22 protein-coding genes and 1 pseudogene are annotated in these 22,458 nt (G+C 69.2%); 6 read left to right on the top strand and 17 right to left on the bottom strand.

Annotation, left to right across the window (positions count from 1 at the left end):
• Positions 1-30: 30 nt before the first annotated feature.
• Positions 31-960, bottom strand: coding sequence for an A/G-specific adenine glycosylase (locus ACGFIF_RS19770; protein WP_393156180.1), 930 nt, complete (start codon positions 958-960; stop codon positions 31-33).
• A 33-nt stretch (positions 961-993) separates the two neighbouring features.
• Here ACGFIF_RS19770 and ACGFIF_RS19765 point away from each other — a divergent pair, with 33 nt between their 5' ends.
• Complete coding sequence (locus ACGFIF_RS19765; RefSeq protein WP_393156179.1) at positions 994-1,650, top strand: hypothetical protein; 657 nt, start codon at positions 994-996, stop codon at positions 1,648-1,650.
• Here ACGFIF_RS19765 and ACGFIF_RS19760 read toward each other — a convergent pair.
• The 12 genes and pseudogenes from ACGFIF_RS19760 to ACGFIF_RS19705 form a co-directional block, all read right to left on the bottom strand.
• Positions 1,621-1,869, bottom strand: a complete 249-nt coding sequence (locus ACGFIF_RS19760; RefSeq protein ID WP_393156820.1) for a hypothetical protein — start codon at positions 1,867-1,869, stop codon at positions 1,621-1,623. The two genes, ACGFIF_RS19765 and ACGFIF_RS19760, sit on opposite strands and share 30 nt — an antisense overlap.
• Before the next feature lie 145 nt (positions 1,870-2,014).
• Positions 2,015-2,167 (bottom strand): annotated as a pseudogene (locus tag ACGFIF_RS19755) (MFS transporter); the annotation flags it as partial.
• 53 nt (positions 2,168-2,220) lie between these two features.
• Positions 2,221-2,790, bottom strand: a complete 570-nt coding sequence (locus tag ACGFIF_RS19750) for a PadR family transcriptional regulator (RefSeq protein WP_393156177.1) — start codon at positions 2,788-2,790, stop codon at positions 2,221-2,223.
• A 122-nt stretch (positions 2,791-2,912) separates the two neighbouring features.
• Complete coding sequence (gene disA, locus ACGFIF_RS19745; protein WP_393156803.1) at positions 2,913-3,968, bottom strand: DNA integrity scanning diadenylate cyclase DisA; 1,056 nt, start codon at positions 3,966-3,968, stop codon at positions 2,913-2,915.
• 217 nt (positions 3,969-4,185) lie between these two features.
• A complete protein-coding gene (locus tag ACGFIF_RS19740; protein WP_393156175.1) occupies positions 4,186-5,124 on the bottom strand; it encodes a beta-ketoacyl-ACP synthase III in 939 nt (312 codons plus the stop codon).
• A gap of 190 nt (positions 5,125-5,314) precedes the next feature.
• Complete coding sequence (radA, locus tag ACGFIF_RS19735) at positions 5,315-6,715, bottom strand: DNA repair protein RadA (protein ID WP_393156173.1); 1,401 nt, start codon at positions 6,713-6,715, stop codon at positions 5,315-5,317.
• A 53-nt stretch (positions 6,716-6,768) separates the two neighbouring features.
• A complete protein-coding gene (locus ACGFIF_RS19730) occupies positions 6,769-8,073 on the bottom strand; it encodes a hypothetical protein (RefSeq protein WP_393156171.1) in 1,305 nt (434 codons plus the stop codon).
• Positions 8,070-9,842 (bottom strand): ABC transporter permease subunit, encoded by a 1,773-nt coding sequence (locus tag ACGFIF_RS19725; RefSeq protein ID WP_393156170.1) that lies wholly within the window; start codon positions 9,840-9,842, stop codon positions 8,070-8,072. Before ACGFIF_RS19725 ends, ACGFIF_RS19730 begins: the two co-directional genes overlap by 4 nt.
• On the bottom strand, positions 9,842-10,993 hold the full coding sequence (locus tag ACGFIF_RS19720; protein ID WP_393156168.1) for an ABC transporter substrate-binding protein: 1,152 nt from the start codon (positions 10,991-10,993) through the stop codon (positions 9,842-9,844). The genes ACGFIF_RS19725 and ACGFIF_RS19720 overlap by 1 nt, the downstream gene beginning before the upstream one ends.
• A gap of 85 nt (positions 10,994-11,078) precedes the next feature.
• Positions 11,079-11,630, bottom strand: a complete 552-nt coding sequence (locus tag ACGFIF_RS19715) for a hypothetical protein (RefSeq protein ID WP_393156166.1) — start codon at positions 11,628-11,630, stop codon at positions 11,079-11,081.
• Between the two features lie 103 nt (positions 11,631-11,733).
• A complete protein-coding gene (locus ACGFIF_RS19710) occupies positions 11,734-12,429 on the bottom strand; it encodes a class I SAM-dependent methyltransferase (RefSeq protein WP_393156164.1) in 696 nt (231 codons plus the stop codon).
• 71 nt (positions 12,430-12,500) lie between these two features.
• Positions 12,501-13,727: an MFS transporter gene (locus ACGFIF_RS19705; protein WP_393156163.1), complete on the bottom strand. Its 1,227-nt coding sequence runs from the start codon at positions 13,725-13,727 to the stop codon at positions 12,501-12,503.
• A 161-nt stretch (positions 13,728-13,888) separates the two neighbouring features.
• Here ACGFIF_RS19705 and ACGFIF_RS19700 point away from each other — a divergent pair, with 161 nt between their 5' ends.
• A complete protein-coding gene (locus ACGFIF_RS19700; protein ID WP_393156161.1) occupies positions 13,889-15,313 on the top strand; it encodes a beta-N-acetylhexosaminidase in 1,425 nt (474 codons plus the stop codon).
• Between the two features lie 244 nt (positions 15,314-15,557).
• On the top strand, positions 15,558-16,949 hold the full coding sequence (locus ACGFIF_RS19695; RefSeq protein ID WP_393156159.1) for a wax ester/triacylglycerol synthase family O-acyltransferase: 1,392 nt from the start codon (positions 15,558-15,560) through the stop codon (positions 16,947-16,949).
• Here ACGFIF_RS19695 and ACGFIF_RS19690 read toward each other — a convergent pair.
• Genes ACGFIF_RS19690 through ACGFIF_RS19680 form a run of 3 tightly spaced genes read right to left on the bottom strand, consistent with a single transcriptional unit; the run spans position 16,946 to position 18,445 of the window.
• Positions 16,946-17,422, bottom strand: a complete 477-nt coding sequence (locus ACGFIF_RS19690; RefSeq protein WP_393156158.1) for an SRPBCC domain-containing protein — start codon at positions 17,420-17,422, stop codon at positions 16,946-16,948. The genes ACGFIF_RS19695 and ACGFIF_RS19690 overlap by 4 nt on opposite strands.
• Positions 17,409-17,765: an ArsR/SmtB family transcription factor gene (locus ACGFIF_RS19685; protein ID WP_393156156.1), complete on the bottom strand. Its 357-nt coding sequence runs from the start codon at positions 17,763-17,765 to the stop codon at positions 17,409-17,411. The genes ACGFIF_RS19690 and ACGFIF_RS19685 overlap by 14 nt, the downstream gene beginning before the upstream one ends.
• 50 nt (positions 17,766-17,815) lie before the next feature.
• Positions 17,816-18,445: a VOC family protein gene (locus ACGFIF_RS19680; protein WP_393156155.1), complete on the bottom strand. Its 630-nt coding sequence runs from the start codon at positions 18,443-18,445 to the stop codon at positions 17,816-17,818.
• Between the two features lie 103 nt (positions 18,446-18,548).
• Here ACGFIF_RS19680 and sigJ point away from each other — a divergent pair, with 103 nt between their 5' ends.
• The 3 genes from sigJ (at position 18,549) to ACGFIF_RS19665 (ending at position 21,728) form a co-directional block, all read left to right on the top strand.
• Positions 18,549-19,496: an RNA polymerase sigma factor SigJ gene (gene sigJ / locus ACGFIF_RS19675; RefSeq protein WP_393156153.1), complete on the top strand. Its 948-nt coding sequence runs from the start codon at positions 18,549-18,551 to the stop codon at positions 19,494-19,496.
• Between the two features lie 82 nt (positions 19,497-19,578).
• Positions 19,579-20,766, top strand: coding sequence for an NAD(P)/FAD-dependent oxidoreductase (locus ACGFIF_RS19670; RefSeq protein WP_393156152.1), 1,188 nt, complete (start codon positions 19,579-19,581; stop codon positions 20,764-20,766).
• 11 nt (positions 20,767-20,777) lie between these two features.
• On the top strand, positions 20,778-21,728 hold the full coding sequence (locus ACGFIF_RS19665; protein ID WP_393156150.1) for an NAD-dependent epimerase/dehydratase family protein: 951 nt from the start codon (positions 20,778-20,780) through the stop codon (positions 21,726-21,728).
• Here ACGFIF_RS19665 and ACGFIF_RS19660 read toward each other — a convergent pair.
• Complete coding sequence (locus ACGFIF_RS19660) at positions 21,721-22,458, bottom strand: hypothetical protein (RefSeq protein ID WP_393156149.1); 738 nt, start codon at positions 22,456-22,458, stop codon at positions 21,721-21,723. The genes ACGFIF_RS19665 and ACGFIF_RS19660 overlap by 8 nt on opposite strands.

The raw sequence follows: 22,458 nt of genomic DNA, 5'->3' as shown, positions 1-22,458 counted from the left end.
GAGGCCGGTCCGGAACTCCGGGCCGGCCTGTCAGCTTGGCAGGCGGTAGCGGGCGCGCGGGAGAGGTTCGACCAGGCCGTCGGCTACCAGGCCGTCCAGGGCGCGTTCTCGTTGCGCTTTGTCGTGCCAGCAGGCATCGAGGGTCTTCTTGGGTACGGCGCCCTTCGTGGCGCGGAGCACGGCCAGCAGACGGCCGCGGACCTGACGGTCGGTGCCTTCATACGTCTGCCCTTTGCGCGGTGGACCGTCGTACGGCGGACTGCCGGCGAGGACCCACGCACACCGCCCGCGGATCGGGCAGTCGCCGCACCTTGGCGTACGCGCGGTGCAGACCAGTGCACCGAGTTCCATCGACGCCACCGCCCAGCGGGCCGCTGTCGGCTCGTCAGCAGGCAGCGCGGTCACCGCGAGCCGCAGGTCGGCCGCTGTGGGGGAGATGGTCGGCTGTGCGACGCCGGTGAGGGCTCTCGCGAGCACCCGGCGCACATTGGTGTCCACGACCGCGTGCCGCTGGCCGAACGCGAAGGACGCGATCGCAGCCGCCGTGTACGTCCCTACCCCGGGCAGTGCGAGCAGAGCGTCGTGGTCGTCCGGCACCTCGCCGCCATGGCGCTCCACGATCGCCTGAGCCGCCGCGTGCAGCCGCAGAGCACGTCTGGGGTACCCGAGCCGGTCCCAGGCCCGCACAGCCTCTCCTGGCGGCTCTGCAGCCAGGTCCACCGGCTTGGGCCACCGCTCCAGCCAGACCTGGTACGCCGGCAGCACCCGATTGACCGGTGTCTGCTGCAGCATGAACTCACTCACCATCACCGCCCACGCGCCGGCCCTTGGTTCGCGCCACGGCAGCACCCGCGCGTTGGCGTCGTACCACTGCAGCACGGGCGCGTGCAGGGCCTGTGCCGCGGGTGTGGACCCGGCTGTGACCTGGGCGGATGCGGGTGGAAGCGGCGAGCCTGACATGGTGAGGACAATCCTGACATTAAGGTGCAGGCCATGAGCAGCCTGCTCCGTCCGGTCGGGCATCTGCCCGCCAGCGTGTACTGGTTCCGCCGGGGACTGGTGCTTGCTGCCCTGGCGTTGCTGCTCTTCCTGGTCCTCCGGCTGTTCGGAGGAGGCGGCGGCGAGAACCCGCAGAACACGGCGGCCAGCGGCCCCCAGCAGGACCCGACCTCGGCACCGTCGATCGCTCCGACCACCACACCGACGGCGACGGCGACCGACAAGAAGTCCGAGAAGCCGGTGAAGACCTCGGAGACGCCGCGGGACACCAAGTGCGAGGGGTCCGACGTTCGGGTCGACGTGCTGCCTGCCAACCGGAAGATCGTCTCGGGCTCGGTGCTGAACTTCGTCGTCCGGTTCGAGGCCGTCTCGGACGAGTGCAAGGCGGCGGTCGACTCCAGTGAGCTGACCGTGACAGTGATGTCGGGCAACGACCTGATCTGGACCACAACCCATTGCGGGCAAGCGATTCAGCGCACCACCCTAGTCGTTGCCAAGGGCAAGCAGGCGGCCACCACGGTGCCGTGGAACGGCCGTCGATCCGGGCCTGGCTGCCTCCCCGGCCAGCCGACCGCCAAGCCCGGGACCTACGTCGTCAAGGCCGAGTTCGACGACCGCGCGTCAACTGTGCAAGCCTTCCAGGTCGTCTGACGCCGCGCTGGGCGCCTTCTGCAGGTGCGTCGGCTTGACGAACAGCAGTGCCGCGACCAGACCGAGCAACAACACCGCGGCAGGCAGCATCAGCGACTGCGCCATCGAGTCGCTGAAGCCCTGGTGCATCATCTGCGGCAGCTCGCCGCTCATCGCACCTTCGCCCGCCGGCGCACCACCAGGCGCCGCGGGCAGATTGTGCGCCAACCGCGACTCCATCAGTACGGCGATACCCGCGCTGCCGAGGACGGCGCCGACCTGCCGGGTCGTGTTGTAGACACCCGCACCCGCTCCGGCGACCGCACCAGACCGATGCGGCGGTGAACAGTGCCAGGCCGGTCAGATAGACCTTCTTCGGCCCGACCTTGTCGCCGAGGCGTCCGGTCACCAGCAGCGGTACGGCGTACGCCAGCAGGTAGGCGCTGGTCACCCAGATCACGTTGCCGACGTCGGTACTCAGATCGGTCAGGATCGCCGGGGTCGCGACCGACACGATGGTCGAGTCGACCAGGATCATGAAGAAGCCGATCACCAGCGCCCAGAGCGCCGGCCACGGCCGCACCTCCGGCCTCACTTGCTGCGGGGTAGCCATGGCAGGTCCTTGCTCTCGATCCGTTCGATGGTGGTGGCCAGCCAGTCGCGTTCCGCGGCGATCTGGCTGCGGACGTAGGCGCCGCCGATCCAGTACTGCTCGGGGGTGTCCGCGGCGCGGGCGCCGGCGAGGGCTTCGTCGAGGTCGGCCAGCCGGGTGTCCAGGTCCGCGACCCGGCGGCGGAACCGGAGCAGCGCGTCCTCGACGCCGAGGTTGTGCGCCTCGCTCAGGACCACCGGGAACAGCGGGTACTCGTAGACGTACTTCTCCAGCCCGCTCTCCACCCGGAGCCTCAGGGCGTCACCGCCGTCCGGGGTGATCTCGTACGTCGTCCGTTCGGGGCGGTTGCCGGCTCGATCGGTGCCGATCGCGCGGACGTAGTTCTGCCCGGCCAGCCGCTCGACCGTGTGGTAGAGCGAGCCGGGCCGGACCTTGACGATGCGGTCGTTCTGCCGGCTGAGCAGCAGCTGGTACATCTCGTACGCGTGCATCGGCCGCTCGTTCAGCAGCGCCAGTACCGAGATCGCCAGCGGGGTCAGCTCCGCCATCATCCTCCGTCCGGATTGTTCCACACGAAATGTTCCACGTGGAGTATTACTCCGCACGCGGCCCGAACGCAAGCCACCCCCGGGTTCGGCAGGCGAACCGGGGGTGGCTGGTGTCAGCTGTGTCAGACGTAGCGCTCGAGGATGCTGGACTCGGCCAGCCGGGAGAGACCTTCGCGAACCGTGCGGGCCCGGTTCTCGCCGACGCCCTCGACCGTCTGCAGGTCGTCGATGCTTGCCGCGAGCAACTTCTGCAGGTGGCCGAAGTGGTCGATCAATCGATCGATCACGGCCCCCGGCAGCCGCGGCACCTTGGCCAGCAGCCGGTACCCGCGCGGCGTCACGGCCGCATCCAGCTGCTCGGCACCACCGAGCTGCAACGCCCGCGCGACCTGCCCGATGTCGAGCAGATCGGTCGGGCTGACCGCGTCCAGCTCGAGCAGTACGTCGTCCGCCGTCTTCGCCTTGCGACCCGTGGCCGGAGGCAGGTAGTCCCGGACGACGAGCTCGCGCTCGCCGGCGACACCGGCGACGAGCTCGTTGAGCTGCAGGGTCAGCAGCCGGCCGTCGGTCCCGAGCTCCACGACGTACCCGTCGATCTCGGTGGCGATCCGCCGGACCATCTCCAGCCGCTGGGCGACCGCGGCCACGTCGCGAACGGTGACCAGGTCCTCGATCTCCAGCGCGGACAGCGTGCCGGACACCTCGTCGAGGCGCAGCTTGTACCGCTCCAGGGTGGCGAGGGCCTGGTTGGCGCGGGACAGGATCGCGCCGGAGTCCTCCAGGACGTACCGCTGGTCGTCGACGTACAGCGCGATGATGTGCATCGACTGCGAGACCGAGATCACCGGGAACCCGGTCTGCCGGGCGACCCGGTCGGCGGTGCGGTGCCGCGTGCCGGTCTCGTCGGTGTGAATCGACGGATCCGGCATCAGGTGGACGGCGGCCCGGACGAGCCGGGTGGCGTCGCGGTCGAGAATGATCGCGCCGTCCATCTTGCTCAGCTCGCGCAGCCCGGTCGCGGAGAACTCGACGCCGATCTCGAAGCCGCCGGTCGAGATCGAGTCGACCGTCTTGTCGTGACCCAGGACGAGCAGGGCGCCGGTCCGCCCGCGCAGGATCCGTTCCAGGCCTTCGCGCAGTTCGGTGCCGGGCGCCACCGCCGCGAGGGTCGCGCGCATCCGGGCGCCGGTGCTGTTCTTGTCGGAATTGGGGGCCACGGTCACTGAGTCTATGCGGTTGTCCGGACGCGGTGGGACCGAAGTCCCCCGCCGGCGATCGGTCGAGGGCCGGTGAATCAGCAGGGCTTGCACGTGCGCGTGCAAACGCCCGTGCACGTGCCACGTGCAGGCCGATCTCCCGCGTGAATCGGCCGGATCCGGCCGGACCGCTGAGCCGTCACGGACAGCGAATGACCTGGCCCGCGTAGGACAGACCGCCGCCGAATCCGAACAACAGCACCGGCGCGCCGCTGGGGATCTCGCGTCGTTCGATCAGCTTCGACAGGGCGATCGGGATACTCGCGGCCGAGGTGTTGCCGGATTCCACGACGTCCTTGGCGATCACCGCGTTGACCGCGCCGAGGCGCTTGGCCAGCGGCTCGATGATGCGCAGGTTGGCCTGGTGCAGGACGACGCCGCCGAGGTCCTCGGGGGCGATACCGCTCTTCTCGCAGACCTGCTTGGCGATCACCGGGAGCTGGGTCGTGGTCCAGCGGAAGACGCTCTGGCCCTCCTGCGCGAACTTCGCGTCGTGCCCCTCGATCCGGACCGCGTCCGACATCTCCGGCACCGAACCCCAGACCACCGGGCCGATCTCCGGCTCGTCACTCGCGACCACCACGGCCGCGCCGGCGCCGTCGCCGATCAGCACGCAGGTGGTGCGGTCGGTCCAGTCGGTGAAGTCGCTCAGCTTCTCGACGCCGATGACGAGTGCCTTCGACGCGGCACCGGCCCGGATCGCGTGATCGGCGGTCGCCAACGCGTGGGCGAACCCCGAACACGCGGTGTTCACGTCGAGGGCGGCCGGGCTGCCGAGGCCGAGCCGGTTGGCCACCCGGGCGGCGATGTTGGGGGAGCGGTCGATCGCCGTACAGGTCGCGACCACGACGAAGTCGATCTCGGCCTTGTCGATCCCGGCGTTCGCGACGGCCTTCTCGGCGGCCCGCCAGGCCATCTCGTCGACCTGCTCGTCCGGTGCGGCGATGCGGCGCTCGCGGATGCCGACCCGGCTCTGGATCCACTCGTCGCTGGTCTCCACCATCGTGGCGAGCTCGTCGTTGGTGAGAATCCGCTCGGGCTGGTAGTGGCCGAGCGCGACAACTCTGGAACCGGTCATCTGAGAGCTCCTGCGGTCAACCCGGCAACGCCGGTGGGGTCCCAGGTTCCACGCTGAACCCGGCGGGGGGCGGTCCCAGGGTACGTTCCCGACTCGGCGCCCGTGGATCCCGCGTCTCACCCCAGCGGCCCGGTGTGGTCCGGAACACAGGGCCCGGCCGCGGCTCGGATCCGGCCGGCCGCGGCTCGGCTCAGGTGAGGCCGGCGGCCAGCAGGGCGGACGGGAGGTCGGCGGCGGCGAAGACCCGCAGGCCGTACTTCGCCTGCATGTCCATAGGTTTCAGCTCTTTGCCGCGGTTCGGCACATCGGCAGGAACGATCGCCTTCGTGAAGCCCAGGCGCGCGGCCTCCGCCAGCCGCTTCTCCAGCCCGCCGACGCGTCGCACCTCGCCGGCCAGACCGACCTCGCCGATCGCGATCAGGCCGGGGTGGATCGGCCGGTCCATCACCGAGGAGGCGACCGCGATCGCGACCGCGAGATCCGCGACCGGTTCGGCGATCTTCACGCCGCCGACGGTGGCGACGTACACCTCCTGGTCGCTCAGTTTCAGGCCGACCCGGTTCCCCAGTACGGCGAGGACCATCGAGACCCGGGACGACTCCAGCCCGGATGTGGTCCGGCGCGGTTGTGGTGTCGCCGACGGCCCGACCAGGGCCTGGACCTCGGCCAGCAGCGGCCGGCGGCCCTCCATCATCACCGTCACACACGTCCCCGCGACCGGCTCGGCGTGCTCGGAGACGAACAGGCCGCTCGGGTCGGTCACCTCGACGATGCCGGTGTCGACCATGTCGAAACACCCGACCTCGTCCGACGGCCCGAACCGGTTCTTCGTCGCCCGCACCATCCGGAACCCGGAATGCCGGTCGCCGTCGAACGCCAGCACGACGTCGACCAGGTGCTCCAGCATCCGTGGACCAGCGATCGCACCGTCCTTGGTGACGTGCCCGACCAGCACGACGGCGATGTGCCGCTCCTTCGCCAGTCGCACGAGCGCTCCGGTGACCTCGCGGACCTGCGTCACGCCACCGGGCGCACCTTCCACCTCGGGATGCGCCATCGTCTGCACCGAGTCGATCACCAGGAACGACGGCTCGACCGCGTCGACCTGGCCCACGACCGTGGACAGATCCGTCTCGGCCGCGAGGTACAACTCGTCGACCAGCGCGTCGGTCCGCCCGGCCCGCAGCCGCACCTGGGCCGCGGACTCCTCACCAGACACATAGAGCGTCCGTTGACCCCGTCGAGCCGATTGCGCCGCAACCTCCAGCAACAGCGTCGACTTGCCCACACCGGGCTCACCGGCGAGCAGGATCACCGCACCCGGTACGACGCCGCCGCCGAGGACGCGATCCAGCTCGCCGATCCCGGTCGGACGGGACTCGGCCTCGATCGCGGACACCTTGGCGATCGGCATCGCGGGTGACGACACCGGGCCGGCCGTGATCCGGGCGGCCTTGGGCGCACCGACCTCGGCGACCGTGCCCCATGCCTGGCATTCGCCACACCGGCCGATCCATCGCGGCGTCGTCCACCCGCACTCCGAGCACGCGAACGCCGGTTTCCCCTTCGTGCTCCCCGCTGCCTTCGCCATGCCGAACAACCTAGGCGAAGCTGCCGACAAATCCCGAAAGCCTGTCCACAGGGTCAGCCGAAGTGGTTCCGCAGCCGGGTGACCAGGCGGCGGAGCCAGCCGTCGCGGGGGTTGGGATCGGGGTCGGGATCGACCTCCGGAAGCTTCCCGGTCCGGCGAGCGACCTCGAGGTACGTCGTGAGCAGCTCGCTGTCGGAGTGACGCAGCAGTGCACTCCGCTCGAGCAGCTTCAGGGCTTCGTTGAGATCCCCGGCGACGACCTCTGCCGATCCCAGATGCTGTAGGCACCGCGCGCGGCCTTCGCGTTCGTCGATCTCGGCGTACAGGTGTTCGGCGTGCTCCCACCAGCCCTTGGCCTCGGCCGGGCTGCGTTGCATCCAGGCGGCCACACCCTGCAGTTCAAGCGCGTGTGCGTGGCCACTGATGTCTCCTGCCGCGGTGGCGCGGGCCGCCGCCGTCCGCAGGTGGTCGAGCGCGTTCTCGGGGTCCTGCTGATACAGGTGGACGATCGCGAGGTTGATGGAGATCGCCACCTCGGCAGCGAGGTCGGGACCCGGTCGACTGAGCCGCGCATCGTCCAACCGGTCCCGTGCGTTCAGCACGGCCTCATCCCGATCGTTGCCCGTCGGCGACTGCTCCGCCCGCTCCAGGTGCAGCAACGCCCGCTCTACCTGCCGACGAGTTGTCAGCGCGGCCGCAGTACGGCTGTGTGTCGCCACGTTGTTCGAGATGCCCAGACGTGTGCTCGCACTCTCCAAGTCACCCATCAGCCGGTACGCCGTTGCTGTCCGGGCTGCAGCGAGTTCCGCGAGGTCGCGCCGCCCGGTCGCCTCGGCAACGGCAGCGAGGAACTCGCTCAACTCCAACAGCACACCAGGCTCGCATCGGCGGAGGTACCAGACCTCCAACGCGTCACAGATCCGGGCGAGATCGTCAGCGGTCTCGTCCCGCGCCTTCTCCGTCTGCAACAACTCCCGCAGCCGCGACTCGTTCAGTGCGAACCACTCCGCCGCGGCCATCCCTCCGGCGCCCGAGCCGAGCGAGACCATCCACGTCTCCGCCTCTTCCGCCGCCCTGTGGAGCTCTGGAGCCGGGCCGGCGACCACACCACCCCGTCGCCATCGCCGGTACGCGCGCACCGCCGTCGGCAGGTTGTAGATCACCCAGACCAGGGCGAAGCCGATGGTGAGGGTGAGCCCGACCGCGCGGACCCAACCGCCACTGTCGAGGCTCTGCGACAACCTCTCGGACGCCAGGCCGGACAGCAGACCCGACGCAAGTGCACTGATCCCGAAGAAGTAGTTGCGCAGCCGACTCGGGTGTGGCTTCTCCTCGGGCCTTCGCTCCTCGCCACTCATGGTCTGCTCCCCGCAGTCAGTCCACGCACCACGGTCCGCCAGAACGTCAGCAGCAGCACCACCGGTACGACGGAAGCAACCACACCAGCTGCGGCGACACTTCCGGCCGACGCGGAGAACTGCCGGGCTTCACCCCACAACACCAGCGACAACGGCGTCGTACCAGGGCCACTGATCAGGAAGCCGACGATGAAGTCGTTCCACACCAGTGCGAACTCCAACACCGCCACCGCAACCAGTGCTGGCCGATATGTCCGCTGCACAGTCGCCAGTACGGCGCTCTGTCGCGCAGGACCCTGCAAAGCCTCGGACACCAACGCAGGTGGCGCGGATGCGAACGCAGACCGCAACAGCAGTACGGCGAACGGCAGACCCGCGGCCGCGTGGACCAAGGCCAAGGCGATCCGCGAGCCGGCCAACCCCGCCGCACCGATCGCATCCCGCAACGGAGCGGCGTACATCTGCACCGGCGTGACTGCGAGCACCACGAACACTGACGTCATCACTCGCCCCAGCCACTGTGGCAGCCCACCCCACGCGACCAGATAGGCAGTCGGTACGGCGATTACCAGCAACACTGCCGTTGCCGCGCCGGCAATGAGCACTGTCGACAGCAAGGCCCGGAACAGTCCGACATTCGCAGCAGCGGCGAATGACGAGAACCCGAGACCGGACAACGACCACCAGCCTCGCAGTCCTGCCTCGCGTGGAGAGTGCAAGGCGGTGGCAACCAGCACCACAGCCGGCAGGATCCACACCAGGCTGACAGCGAAGCCGACAGTCCACCCGATCCGCCGCACTCGCTTGCTGGGCTTCGGACGACCCAGCGACGGGTCAGGCGTCACCACAGCCACCGGCATCGCCCACCGGCGCCGACGCAGACCACGTACGCCGACCACGCCGACAGCGGCCACGATCGCGAACAGCACCACACCGAGAGCCGCAGTACGACCCGGGTCGTCACCTGTCGTCGTGGCCCGCCACCAGTTCAGCCCCAGTACGTCGGCAGACCGCTGCATCGGCCCGGGTACGACGATCAGCACCAGGTCGAAGACCCGGACTGCTGCGATCACGAGGGTCAGCGTCACCACACCGGTGATTGGCCGGAGCAGCGGGATCTCCACCGCGAACAGCCGCCGCCAACCCGTGACGCCTTCGGCAGCGATCGTGCGGCTCACGTCATCGGGGATGGCGTCCAGACCGGCGCGGAACAACGAGACGACGTACCCGAGCCAGGTCCAGCCGAAGGCGGACACCAGGACGAGCCAGACCAGGCCGGGACCGAGCCAGACCGGGCTCGACCCGAACAGGGATGTCCAGACCGCGGTCACGGTGCCGCGTTCGGGTGCCGGGTCGAAGATCATCCGGAACGTCGCACCCGATACGAGCACCGACACCGCGAACGGCATCACCAGTGCGGGCTGCAGGAACGACGTCAGCCCGGGCAGCCGATAACTCAACAGGGCAAGGAAGAACCCGACCACCACCAGCCCGAACGCGACCGCGACCCAGACCAGACTGTTGCCCACGGCCCGTAATGCGCCCGGGTCACCCATCACCGCGAAGTTGCCGAGCCCGAAACCGCTCGGTGTCCGGAACGCCGCGACCACTGTGACCCCGATCGGGATCAGCAGCAGGCAGCTCAGCAGCAACGCCGGCAGACCGAGCAGATAGGGCCCGGCCGGCCGGCGTGGTTTGCCGGGCACCGGGCGACCGCTCACCTCGCGGCCGACGACCTCGAGCGACAGGCCGTTGCTCTGCAAGCCCATCAGCTCTCTACCTTCCGCAGCTCCGTCATCGCCGCGCCCACAGCGTCTGGTACGACCTGACTGCCGTGGTCGCCGATGCGGACGAGGAAGTCGGTGAGGACTCGCCAGAGACCATTGATGTCCCCGAGTCGTCCCAGCCGGTCGGACAGGTCGAACTGCAGCAGGCCGCCCGGCCGGGACAGCTGCTCGGCAAGCCGGGTGAGCTCGGGGGAGTAGCCGGACACCCGTCCGTCGACCAGGAACCCGCCTTGCTTGATCCACGGGTCCACGGCGGCTGGCGCGGCAAGGCGTCGTACCAGATCGAGGGCGTCGTCGGAGGTGGGCTTCGGCAGCACCATCACGTCACCGCCCACCACGACAGGCGCCGCCGCACCCGGTGCGAGTGCTGGAAAGGTGAACAGGCCGACGTCGTTGGGGTCTGCGGCGAAGGACCGCACCACAGGCTCTGCGAAGTCGGAGGCGAGGACCATGGCGGCCCTGCGGTGTCCGAACACCTCGACAACTGCGTCAGGGAACTGCTGCACGAGCGACCGGTCGACACCGCCGGCCAACGCTCCCGGAGCCGACCACATCGTGCCCAGCAGGCGCAGCGCTGCAGCGACCTGCGGCTGGCGTGACGGTTGCGGGTTGTCGGCTGTCGCGAGTGCCGAATAGACAGCGGGCGCGATACCGAGCAGCACGTTCTCGAAGAAGTCGGTGAGCACCCAGCCATCCCCGGCAGCCAGTGACAGCGGCCGGACGCCGGCAAGAGAGAGCGACCGGTTGACGGCAAGCCACTCCGACCAGAGCGTTGGCGGCTGTACGCCGACCTCCTCGAACACCGAGGGCCGGTACCAGACCGCGGACTTGTGTGCTGTCTTGAACGGCACCCCGTACGTCGTCCCGTCGTGCACCAGGAGCTCAGCCCATAGATGCGCTCGGCCACGATCAGCAAGGTCAGTCGGGATGGGCTCGAGGTTGTGCAGGTGGCGGGGGACCAGTCCGGGCTGCGGCAGCATCACGATGTCCGGCCGACGGGTGGAGCGGGCGCCGAAGGCCGTGGAGATGTCGTCGCCCAGTGGCACGACCTCCACCGGGTAGTCCAGCTTGCCAAGTCCGTCGAGGACCTCGTGGAACGCCCGCAGCTCCTGGCCGCTCCAGCTCACCGCCACGCGCACACTGCGACGTAGGCCGAGGACATCACTCGAACACCCTGCGACAAAGAGCGTTGCCGCCGTCCCCAGGAACGCCCGACGACTACTCCTCATCGCCGAAGCCCGTCGTACGCTCAGCGTCGGTTGTGATGAGCACCAGTGCCGCTCTCTTGAGTTCGGGATTGGACTGGAGGCTGAGGAGAGATCCCCACGTCGGCAGACCGCCGGCGTCTTCCAGCACAATCACCCGCGGGTCGGCGCGGAGCGCTCTGGCCACACCGGCCAGTCGACGACGGCCTGACGTGATCTCGTGCGGGTAGCGGGCCAGCACGTCCTCCAAGCCGCACCACTTCGCTGTCTGGACGCTGAGGTCCTTGGCCGTCTGACGGGTCACCCGATGAGCCACGGTGTGCCCGTGGATGACATTGCCGAGCACAGTCAGGTGCGGGAGCAGTCCGCCTTCGGCAGGCACCAGCCGAACCGCACCGCCGGTCCTGACCACGGCACCGTCGGGCGGATCCTCCACGCCGATCACCAGGTCGGCCAGGCGACGGGCTGCGGCGGCACTGGGCATCACCAGGGCTCGCTGCTCACCTACCTCGATCAGGACTTTCTCCGGCAGACCGGGTATGTGTTCGAGCAGCAGTGCGTCCATCCGTGGCTGGCGCCTCCCCAGTGGCCCCGTCGAGTGCTCCGTCAACCCTATGGGGAGTGCAGGTCCGTTCGCAGCGGTCGCCGCGCGCCGTTTCAGAAGATGTTCAGAACGTTCTGCTCCACAGGTTGATCGCGTAGTCGACCTCGGCCCCGGGATGGGCGGCGATGATCCGCTCGGCGTCGGCCGGGGTGAACTCGATCCGGACCACCGCCTCGAAGTCCGCCCGGCTCTCGAACCGCCAGCCCATGTCCAGCCGGGTCCGGTGCCAGCCGCGTGCGGTCCAGAACCGTTCCACCACAGGCGGATCGATCATCGGGTACGCCGCGCTGAACCAGCGCCCGAACGTCGACCGGCTGCCGTCGTTGTCGATCACGAACGCGGTCCCGCCGCGCCGCATCACCCGGTCCAGCTCGGCCAGTCCCGGCTCGCAGCCAGGTCCGAAGAAGTACGCCCAGCGCGCGTGCATCACGTCGATCGACGCATCCGGCACCGGCAACCGCTGCGCCGTACCCTGCCGCACCTCGACGTTCCCCAAATTTCGAGTACGACGCCGCGCGGCCTCGGCGAGCGCGCCATGGGGTTCGACGCCGATCACCCGGGCCGCGGTCGCGGCGAACATCGGCAGGTGGAACCCGGTCCCGCAGCCGATGTCGAGCACCGTCGTCCCGGCCCAGTCCCGGATCGCCCGCATAGCCGGCTCGATCACCCCGTCCGGGTCCACCGCCCGGTTCTCGACCTCGTACACCTTCGGGTGATGCCAGATGTTGGGACTCGGAATCCCACCGTCCGCGATACTCACACCGCAAGACCATAGCCGTGGCCGTACAGTCTGCGGGACGCGGGCGCAGTCGAGGTGATTCGCACCGTCACTTACGTTGCCTGAGGCAAGTGTTGGGGGGTGGTTGCGGCGAGGACGGCGGCGGGGATGAGGAGTAGGCCGCAGCCGACTGCGAGCCAGTGGAAGCCGAAGTAGGCGAGAACCGGTCCGGAGGCGATGCCGGCGATCGAGGCGAGTACGCCCATGGTGAGGTCGGAGAGACCCTGCGCCGACGTGCGGATGTCCTCGGGGACCGAGCGGGAGAGCAGGGTTGAGCCGGCCACCAGGCAGGCGGACCAGCCGAGGCCAAGCAGGAACAGGGCCACCCCAGTGAGGCCGTGCGCGTCGTTCGGTGCCAGGGCCGCGAGCGTCATCGCCATCGCCAGTACGCCGAGTCCGATGCCGATGGTCGGGATGCGACCGAGGCGATCGGCCAGCCAGCCGGTCAACGGGGACAGGGCGAACATGCCGGCCACGTGACCACTCAGGACGAAGCCGACGACCGTCAACGAGGCACCGTGGTGACTCAGATGAACCGATGTCATCGACATGACTCCGACCATCACCGCGTGCGCGGTCGCGATGGCCAGCAGGCCCAGCCGGGCGTGCGGGATGGCGACGACCTGGCGAAAGGTCGCCGCGAGTGGCTGGCGTTCCACCTTCACCCTGGGCGTGGCCTGCTGTAGTCGGCGCAGACCGAACCACACCGTCGCCACACTGATGCCGAAGGCGAACACGGAGAAGATGTACGGGCCGGCCAGCGCTATCAGCCCGAGCGACGTCCCGACCGAGCCGCCGATTCCGGTCAGGTTCGGGCCGACGACCACACCGATGGTGGTCGCCCAGACGACGATGGCCAGTGAGCGCGCGATGTGATCCGGGTCGGCCGAGTCGGTCGCGGCGTACCGGGACTGCAGGTTGGACGCCGAGCCGCTACCGAACAGGCAGCCGGCGAACAGGAGCAGGGCGAGCGAGTCGATCTGGGCCGCGACGATGGTGAGCAGTGCACCGGTGAAGGCGATCAGGTAGCCGGTCGACAACGACATGCGACGCCCATGCGACCGCGCCAACCGCGCCAGCGGTACGGCGAGCAGCGCAGCACCCAGAGTGGTCGACGTGGCGACCAGTCCGGCCATCGAGGTCGACCCGGAGACGTCCTCCGCCAGCAGACCGGCCACGGCGAACCCACTCGCCGTCGCCACTCCGCCCAGCGCGTTGCTGGTCACCAGGACCCGCAATGTCGTCCGCTGCAGATCGGCAGGTCTCTGGTCGGTCGTCACGGGCTCACCCTCTCATCAACCTGATGAGGAAGGCAGCTTGATTAGGGATGTTCGGCAGCGTTCTCAACATTCGAGTTGTACGCACTTCCGAACATAGACGGCAGCCGATCCCCGCTTATAGGATCGTCCTGACGTAATTCGATCCTTCCTTGGAGTCCGGAATGCCCGACATCGCGATCGTCCCTGCCCCGCGCGAACTCACCGTCACCGAAGGTCAGTGGATCGCTGAGGATCCGGCGGCCGAGGCGGTCCGGACGGTGGTGGAGAACCTCGGTGAGACCGAGTACCGCATCGACGTTACTCCGGAGGGTGCCCGGCTCTCGGCCGGTTCCGAGGACGCGCTCCGGCACGCCGAGACGACGTACGGGCAGCTGCTGGACGCCGCCGTACCGGCCGAGGACGGCAAGGTTGCGGTCCCGGCGGTGCACATCGCGGACGCGCCGCGGTTCGGCTGGCGCGGGATGATGCTCGACGTCGCCCGGCACTTCATGCCGAAGGACTTCGTGCTCAAGGTGCTCGACGTGATCGCCCTGCACCGGCTGAACGTGCTGCACCTGCACCTCACCGACGACCAGGGCTGGCGGGTCGAGATCGACGCGTACCCGCGGCTCACCGAGGTCGGCGCCTGGCGGGACCAGTCGATGGTCGGGAAGATGACCCACCACCAGACCGAGTTCGAGTATGACGGTCAGCGGCACGGCGGCTTCTACACCAAGGACGACCTGCGCGAGATCGTCGCGTACGCCGCCGAGCGGGGCATCACCGTGGTCCCGGAGATCGACCTGCCGGGTCACATGCAAGCCGCGATCGCGGCGTACCCGGAGCTCGGCAACTTCCCGGACACCCAGCTCGGGGTCCGGCAGATCTGGGGGATCAGCGACGACGTCCTGAACGTCAACGACGAGACGGTCGAGTTCGTCCGGACCGTGCTGCGTGAGGTGCTGGAGATCTTCCCCAGCCCGTACATCCACCTCGGCGGCGACGAGTGCCCGTCGGTGCAGTGGACGCAGGCCGACGCGGCCCAGAAGCGGCAGGCCGAGCTCGGCCTGACCGAGGCCGGGCAGTTGCAGGGCTGGTTCACCGCGCAGGTCTCGTCGGTGCTGGCCGAGGAGGGCCGCCGGCTGGTCGGCTGGGACGAGATGGTCGAGACCGACTGCCCGCAGGACGCGGTCATCATGGCCTGGCGCAGCGCGCAGCGCGGCGAGGTCGCCGCGAAGGCCGGTCACGAGGTCGTGATGGCGCCGTGCGAGTCGGTGTACTTCGACTACTACCAGGGCGACCCGGCAACCGAGCCGCTCGCGATCGGCAACTTCATCCCGCTGGAGAAGGTCTACGACTTCGAGGTGATCCCGCCCGGTCTCACCGACGAGGAGCAGGCCCGCATCGTCGGCACCCAGTGCCAGATCTGGACCGAGTACATGGAGGGCCCGGAGCAGGTCGGCTACATGCTGCTGCCGCGCCTGTCCGCCTTCGCCGAACGCGCCTGGGGCTCACCCAGGACGTCGTACGACGAGTTCCTCACCCGGCTCCGCCCGCACCTGGCCCGGATCGAGGCCATCGGCGTCAACTACCGCCCGCTCGACTGAAACTGCTGCGGCAGTAGCTGAGGGGATAACTAAATCTCCGTAAGCGCTGTCAGCAGGGGTAGACGGCTGGGTTCCGGGTGACGACGATGAATCGTCAGGAGCCCAGTCGGGAGCGGGAGGGGACCATGACTGTATTGATGCCACGCCTCCGGCGCGGCGGGTCATGGGGCCGTTGCTCCCAGCCTTCCCTCGTCGCTCCAGTCGCTGCGCTCCCTGCGCTCCTCAGTCCAGGCCGGGAGGCCCCATGACCGCGGTGGGGCCGCTGGACGCGATGTTCTTGCTCGGCGAGACGCGCGAACAGGCGATGCATGTCGGCGGGCTGATGCTGTTCGAGCTCCCCGAGGGAGCCGGCCGGGACCACGTGTTCCCGGAAGTGTCCCGCGACTATGTGTCAGGGCTCTACCACGAGATGGTCCAGGCGGGGTCGGTCAATCCGTTGTTCGCCCGCCGGGTGCGGAACCGGCCGCTCGACCTCGGGTACTGGTCGTGGGAGCAGGACGATCAGATCGATCTCGAGTACCACGTGCGGTTGTCGGCGTTGCCGCGGCCGGGGCGGTTCCGGGAGTTGTTCGAGCTGACCAGCCGGCTGCACGGCACGCTGCTGGACCGGCACCGGCCGCTGTGGGAGATGCAGCTGATCGAGGGTGTGGAGGGTCGCCGGTTCGCGCTGTACAGCAAGGTCCACCACTCGATGATCGACGGCGTCACCGCACTGCGCTGGATGCAGGACACGTTGACCACCGACCCGACCCGCACCGGCATGCCCGCGCCCTTCGCGCTGCCGGCACCGAGTGCCGAGTCGAGCGGGAGCAGCGACGGGTTGCTGACGACGGTCGCCCGCATGCCAGGGAACGCGGGCAGGCTGCTCGCCGACCTGGCCGGCCTCACGCCGGTCGGGTTGAAGAGCCTGCTGCATTCGACCGTCCCGTTCCAGGCACCCCGGACGATCCTCAACCAGTCGATCACCGGGGCACGCCGGTTCGCCGCGCAGTCCTGGCCGATCGAGCGGCTCGAGAAGGTCCGCGCGATCACCGGCGCCACCCTCAACGACGTGATGCTGGCGATGTGTTCAGGTGCTCTGCGCAACTATCTGCTCGAGCTGAACGCCCTGCCGGACAAGGCGTTGACGGCGATGGTCCCGGTGTCGCTGCGCGGCACCTCCGACGCGCCCGGCGGCGGGAACTCGCTGAGCACGCTGATCGCCGACCTGGCCACCGACGAGGCGGACCCGGATCGCCGGATCCACCGCATCATGACGTCGACCAGCTACAGCAAGGGTGTGTTGTCCGCGCTCAGCCCACTGCAGAACCCGATGATCGGCGCCTTGGGCTTCGGTGTCGCCGGCCCCGCGGCGATCCTGCCCGGCGTGGCCGGCCGTACGACGCCGCCGTACAACCTGGTCATCTCCAACGTGCCCGGCCCGGCCGAGAGTCCGCTGTACTGGAACCGGTCGCGCCTGCTCGGCATGTACCCGGCCTCGATCGTGCTGAACGGGCAGGCGCTGAACATCAGCGTGACCAGCTACGACCACCAGTTGCACTTCGGCCTGGTCGGTTGCCGCCGGACGGTCCCGCATCTCCAGCGGCTGCTCGTCCACCTCGAGACCTCACTCGCCGAGCTCGAGAACATCCACTAGGCGAGCAGTGCGTCGATCTGGCTGACGGCCTGCTCCAGGCCCTCGGCCATCCCCATGCCGATCAGCTGATCCATCTGCTCGCGCGAGTCGAACACCGACCGCAGTTCCATCCGGGTGCCGCCGTCGTACGCGCTGAGCTGCATCCGGATCGTGTTGGTCGGCATCCCCTCGACCGGCTTGCCGTCAGAGTCCGCGAAGCTGTCGACGAACTCCAGCGACTTGGGCGGGTTGACCGCCGTGAACCGCCATCGGCCGTGGAACTTCTCACCCTCGGGGCTGGTCATGTAGTACGCGACCTCGCCGCCGTCGGTCAGGTCGTGCTCGACCATGGTCGCCGGATGCGTCGGCGGTCCCCACCACCGCTCGAGCAGTCGCGGGTCGGCCCACAGCTCCCAGACCCGCTCGGTGGTCGCGTCGAAGTCGGCGATCACGGTCAGGGTCAGGGCGTCGAAATCCTTGTCAACGCTGGTCACGCTCATCGTTCTGGTTCCCCTCGGTCTCGGTCAGCAGGTCCGACATCCGGTCCACCCGCCCGCGCCAGGTCGCTTCGAGTTGGTCGAGTGCCTCGCGAGCTCGCCGGACTGCGTCGACATCGGTGCTCACCAGCTGCTCCCGGCCACTGCGTTGTTTGGTGACGAGCCCGGCCCGCTCGAGGACGGCGACATGCTTCTGCACCGCCGCGAAGCTCATCGGATACGCCTCCGCCAGCCGCGACACCGACGCCTCACCCGCCAGACAGCGCCGGACGATGTCGCGCCGGGTCGTATCGGCCAACGCGTGCAGTAACCGGTCCACGACCACTTCATCTACAACCATTTGGTTGTACGTTAGGCCTGCGGAAGGACCAGGTCAAGAGGTACGACGGTTTACAGCCGGACCGCGCCGTTCGGGGTCTCGAACACGGCGGAGACGAGGCCGGGCTGGCCGTTGGGGCGCCAGTCGACCTCGAGGTCGTCGAGCAGGTGGTCGGCGGGGTGGCCGATCCAGTCCGTCACCCGGTGCGGGTCGCCGGCGATCTCCAGGGCGGTCAGCTTGATGCCCTTGCCGCCGACCGACGGGTGCTCGCCGAGGTCGTCCCAGTGCACGAAGAACGGCAGTTGCGGGTCGGCCATCAGACCCTTCACGCCGATCTGCCGCCAGGTCAGGTTCACCCCGTCCGGCCGGTGCCGGTTGCCGGGCACCGCCTCCCGGCCGAGGCGCTTCTCCATCCGCTCCATGTCGCGGACGGCCACCACCCAGCCGAGCCAGCCGCCGCCGAGCTCCTTGCGGGCGCGCACCGCCTGACCGAACGGCGCCTTGTCGGAGGCCGGGTGGTCGAGGACGTCGACGACCTCGATGTAGCGGTCGTTCTCCAGCGGCAGGATGTGGTTCACGGTGCCGAACCGCGGGTGCACCCCGCCGTCGACGAACTCGGCGCCCAGTAGCGCGGACAACCGCTCGAGCGTCGCAGGACAGCCATCGGGCCCGCACGCGTACGACAGATGATCCAGACGCATGTCAGTCATTCTGGCCCCCAGCACCGACAGTCGTGGACCCGGGGGTGTGTCGCGGCGGGCTCGGACCCGAACGGCCGGTCGCCGCGCCGCCTAGGATCGGGACATGGCCCTCCCGGTGAGCGATGTCGACCTGTTCGAGGCCTCCAGGCCCCGCCTCGAGGCCATCGCGTACCGCCTGCTCGGCTCCGCCGCGGAGGCCGAGGACGCGGTGCAGGAGACGTTCCTGCGCTGGCAGGCCACCGACGCCGACCGGATCGAGGTCCCGGCGGCCTGGCTGACGAAGGTGCTCACCAACCTGTGCCTGAACCAGCTCACCTCAGCGCGGGCACGGCGTGAGACCTACGTGGGGGAATGGCTTCCCGAGCCGCTGCTCGCCGGGGACCCGATGCTCGGCCCGGCCGACACGGCCGAGCAGCGCGAGTCGGTCTCCTACGCGGTCCTCACCCTGATGGAGCGCCTGTCCCCGAACGAACGCGCGGTCTACGTACTGCGGGAGGCCTTCGACTACTCGCATCGCGAGATCGCCGGGATCCTCGACATCACCGAGGCCGCCAGTCAGCAGACCTTCCACCGGGCCCGCAAGCACGTCGCGGCCGGCAAGGCCCGCGCCGAGGTCGACGCGGCCGCCGCCCGCCGGATCGTCGAGGAGTTCCTCGCGGCCGCCACCACCGGCCGGACCGAGCCACTGGTGCGCCTGTTGACCTCGGACGCCGTCTCGATCGGTGACGGCGGCGGGAAGGTCCCCGCCCGTGCCACGGCGCTCGAGGGTGCCGTCGCGGTGGCGACGTTCCTGTGGCGCCTGTTCAAACCCAGCCCGGCCAAGCGGGCCGCGATCGGCGGTGCTCCCGAGATCTACGCCTGGATCGCCAACGGCGATCCCGCCGTCGTCGCGGTCGTGGACGGCCGGGTCGTCGGCATCATGTGTCTCGAGGTCGGCGCCGGCGGCATCGCCGGGCTCCGCAACCAGGTCAACCCCGACAAGCTCGAGCGTGCGACCGCGCTGTGGGCGGCCACCGATCACGGGGAGCCTGTGTTCCACGCCTTCCTGTGAGCTGCTTCACAGCGCACTCCTGTCAGGAATCGCCCGGCCATCCGGTTCAAGGGGCGAAACCAGACGAGACAGGAGTACGGATATGAAGCACCGCATCATCGTCCTCGGGGCCGGTTACAGCGGAGCGATCGCGGCCGGGCGGCTCGCCCGGCGACTGCACACCGACGACGTCGCCATCACGCTCGTGAACACCGAGCCGGACTTCGTCGAGCGGGTGCGGATGCACCAGCTCGCCACCGGTCAGGACCTCACGCCGCGCCCGCTCGCCGCGATGTTCGCGGGCACCGGTGTCGAGATCCGTCTCGCCCGCGTGACCGCGGTCGACGCCGACCGCAAGACCGTCGCCATCGCCGACGGTGAGGGCGCTGAGGAGCTGGCGTACGACACCCTCGTGTACGCCCTCGGCAGCCGCTGGAACGACAACGGCGTCCCTGGCGTGGCCGAGCACGCGCACCAGATCGCGAGCCGCCCCGGCGCCTTGAAGCTCCGCGAACGGCTGGCGGAACTGGACGCCGGTCAGACCGTGACCGTCGTCGGCGGCGGCCTCACCGGCCTGGAGGCGGTCACCGAGATCGCCGAAGCCCGCCCGGACCTGCAGGTGGCCCTTGTCGCCCGCGACAGCCTCGGGGACTGGCTCTCGCCGAAGGCGCAAGCCCACCTGCGGAAGGTTGCCGCAAAACTCGGGATCACCGTCCACGAGCACACCACAGTGACCGGCGTGGAGGCCGGCGCCGTACTCACCGCCGACGGACCGATCACCTCGTCCGTCACGGTCTGGACCACCGGTTTCGCGGTCCACCCGATCGCGGCCGCGACCACGCTGGAGGTGACCGGCACCGGACAGATCGTCGTGGACCGGACGATGCGCTCGGTCTCGCACCCGGACGTCTACGCGATCGGCGACGCCGCGTTCGCGATGGGGGCGAAGGACAAGCCGCTGCGGATGTCCTGCGCTTCCGGTACGCCGATGGCGTGGCAGGCCGCCGACACGATCGCCGCGCGGCTGACCGGTGGGAAGCTCCCGCACGCGCCGCTGGCCTACTTCAACCAGTGCATCTCGCTGGGCCGCAAGGAGGGCGTGATCCAGTACGTCACCCTCGACGACCGCGCCGTCCGGGCCGCCCTGACCGGGCGGATCGCCGCCGTTTACAAGGAGTTGATCTGCAAGGGCGCGGCCTGGGGCGTCGTCAACCCGATGCTGGGGCTCCCGACCCGGCGGCGCCGTGTCCTCGCGAAGCGGGCCTCGATGAGTGTCGTGACGCCGCACTAGGCTGAGGAACCATGCGCACAGTCGTCATCGGTGGCACCGGTCATATCGGTACGTATCTGGTTCCCGAGCTGGTCCGGCTCGGTCACGAGGTCGTCGTCCTCAGTCGTGGCGAGCGGTCGCCGTACCAGTCGAACGGGGCCTGGAGCCGGGTGCGGATGGTCCAGGTCGATCGGGCCGCGGAGGATGCCGAGGGCACCTTTGGTGCGCGCGTAGTCGAGCTGCAGCCCGATGTCGTGATCGACCTGATCTGTTTCACCGAGGACAGCGCCCGTCAGTTGGCCGAGGCGGTGCACGGGAAGATCCAGCACCTGCTGCACTGCGGCACCATCTGGGTGCACGGTCCGAGTGCGACCGTGCCGACCCGCGAGGACGCGCCGCGCCGGCCGTTCGGCGAGTACGGCATCAACAAGGCTGCGATCGAGAGCTACTTGCTGGACCGGGCCCGTCGCGACGGGCTCCCGGTCACGCTGATCCACCCCGGGCACATCAGTGGCCCCGGCTGGACGCCGATCAACCCGGCGGCCAACCTCGACCTAGGCGTGTTCGAGAAGCTTGCCCGCGGCGACGAGCTGACCCTGCCGAACCTCGGCCTGGAGACGATCCAGCACGTGCACGCCGCTGACGTGGCAGGTATGTTCCTCGCCGCGCTCCGGAACCGCTCGGTCGCGATCGGCGAGAGCTTCCACGCCGTCGCCGAAGGGGCGATGACACTGCGTGGGTACGCCGAGGGCGTGGCCGGATCGTTCGGCCAGGAGGCGCGGCTGGCCTTCCTGCCCTGGGAGGAGTGGCGACGGACGGTGCCCGCGGGCGACGCGGCGGCGACGTACGACCACATCGCGCACAGCCCGCACTGCTCGATGGAGAAGGCCGCGCGACTGCTCGGTTTCCGTCCGCGTTACTCGGCGCTCGAGGCCACCCTGGAAGCGATCGGGTGGCTCGTCGACAACGGGAAGATCACTTAGAGGCCGGGTGCGGCAGAAGCCGGCCGGCTTCCAGGTACTCCCGGCAGTACGCGGCGAGTACGTCGTACCCCTTGTGACCCATCAGGGTCTGCAGCTCGACCTTGCTGGACTCGAAGACGGCCTCAACGGCGATGTGCGCCTCGGTGTTGCCGGTGCAATACCAGTCCAGGTCGTGCCCACCCGGACCCCAGCCGCGCCGGTCGTACTCGCCGATCCCGACTTCGGTGTACGTCGTACCGTCCGGTCGCTCGACCTCGCGGAAGGTCCGGCGGATCGGGAGCTGCCAGCACACGTCCGGCTTGGTCTCGACGAAGTGCACACCCTTCTTCAGGGCCAGCCCGTGCAGCGCGCAACCGCCGCCACCGGGGAAGTCCGGCCGGTTCAGGAAGATGCAGGCGCCTTCCCAGACACGGGTCTTGCGATCACCGTCGTCGTCGGTCTCGACCCAGCCGTTCTTGCGGCCCTCCTTGCGGAACTGCCAGTCCTCCTTGGTCAGCTCCTTGACGTACGTCTTCACCCGCTTCTCGTCGTCATCGTCGGAGAAGTGTGCCCCGAGGGTGCAGCAGCCGTCGTTCGGCCGGCCCTTGTAGATGCCGCGGCAGCCACCGCCGAAGATGCAGGACCAGTTGGACGTCAGCCAGGTCAGGTCGCAGCGGAACACCTGGTCGGGGTCTTCCGGATCGATGAACTCGACCCAGGCGCGGGGAAAATCGAGAGAAACCTCAGGCAC

Source organism: Kribbella sp. NPDC049174, assembly GCF_043197365.1.
Classification (GTDB): domain Bacteria; phylum Actinomycetota; class Actinomycetes; order Propionibacteriales; family Kribbellaceae; genus Kribbella.
Note: the sequence above shows the minus strand (reverse complement) of the source record. Positions and strands in the feature narration are given on the sequence as shown.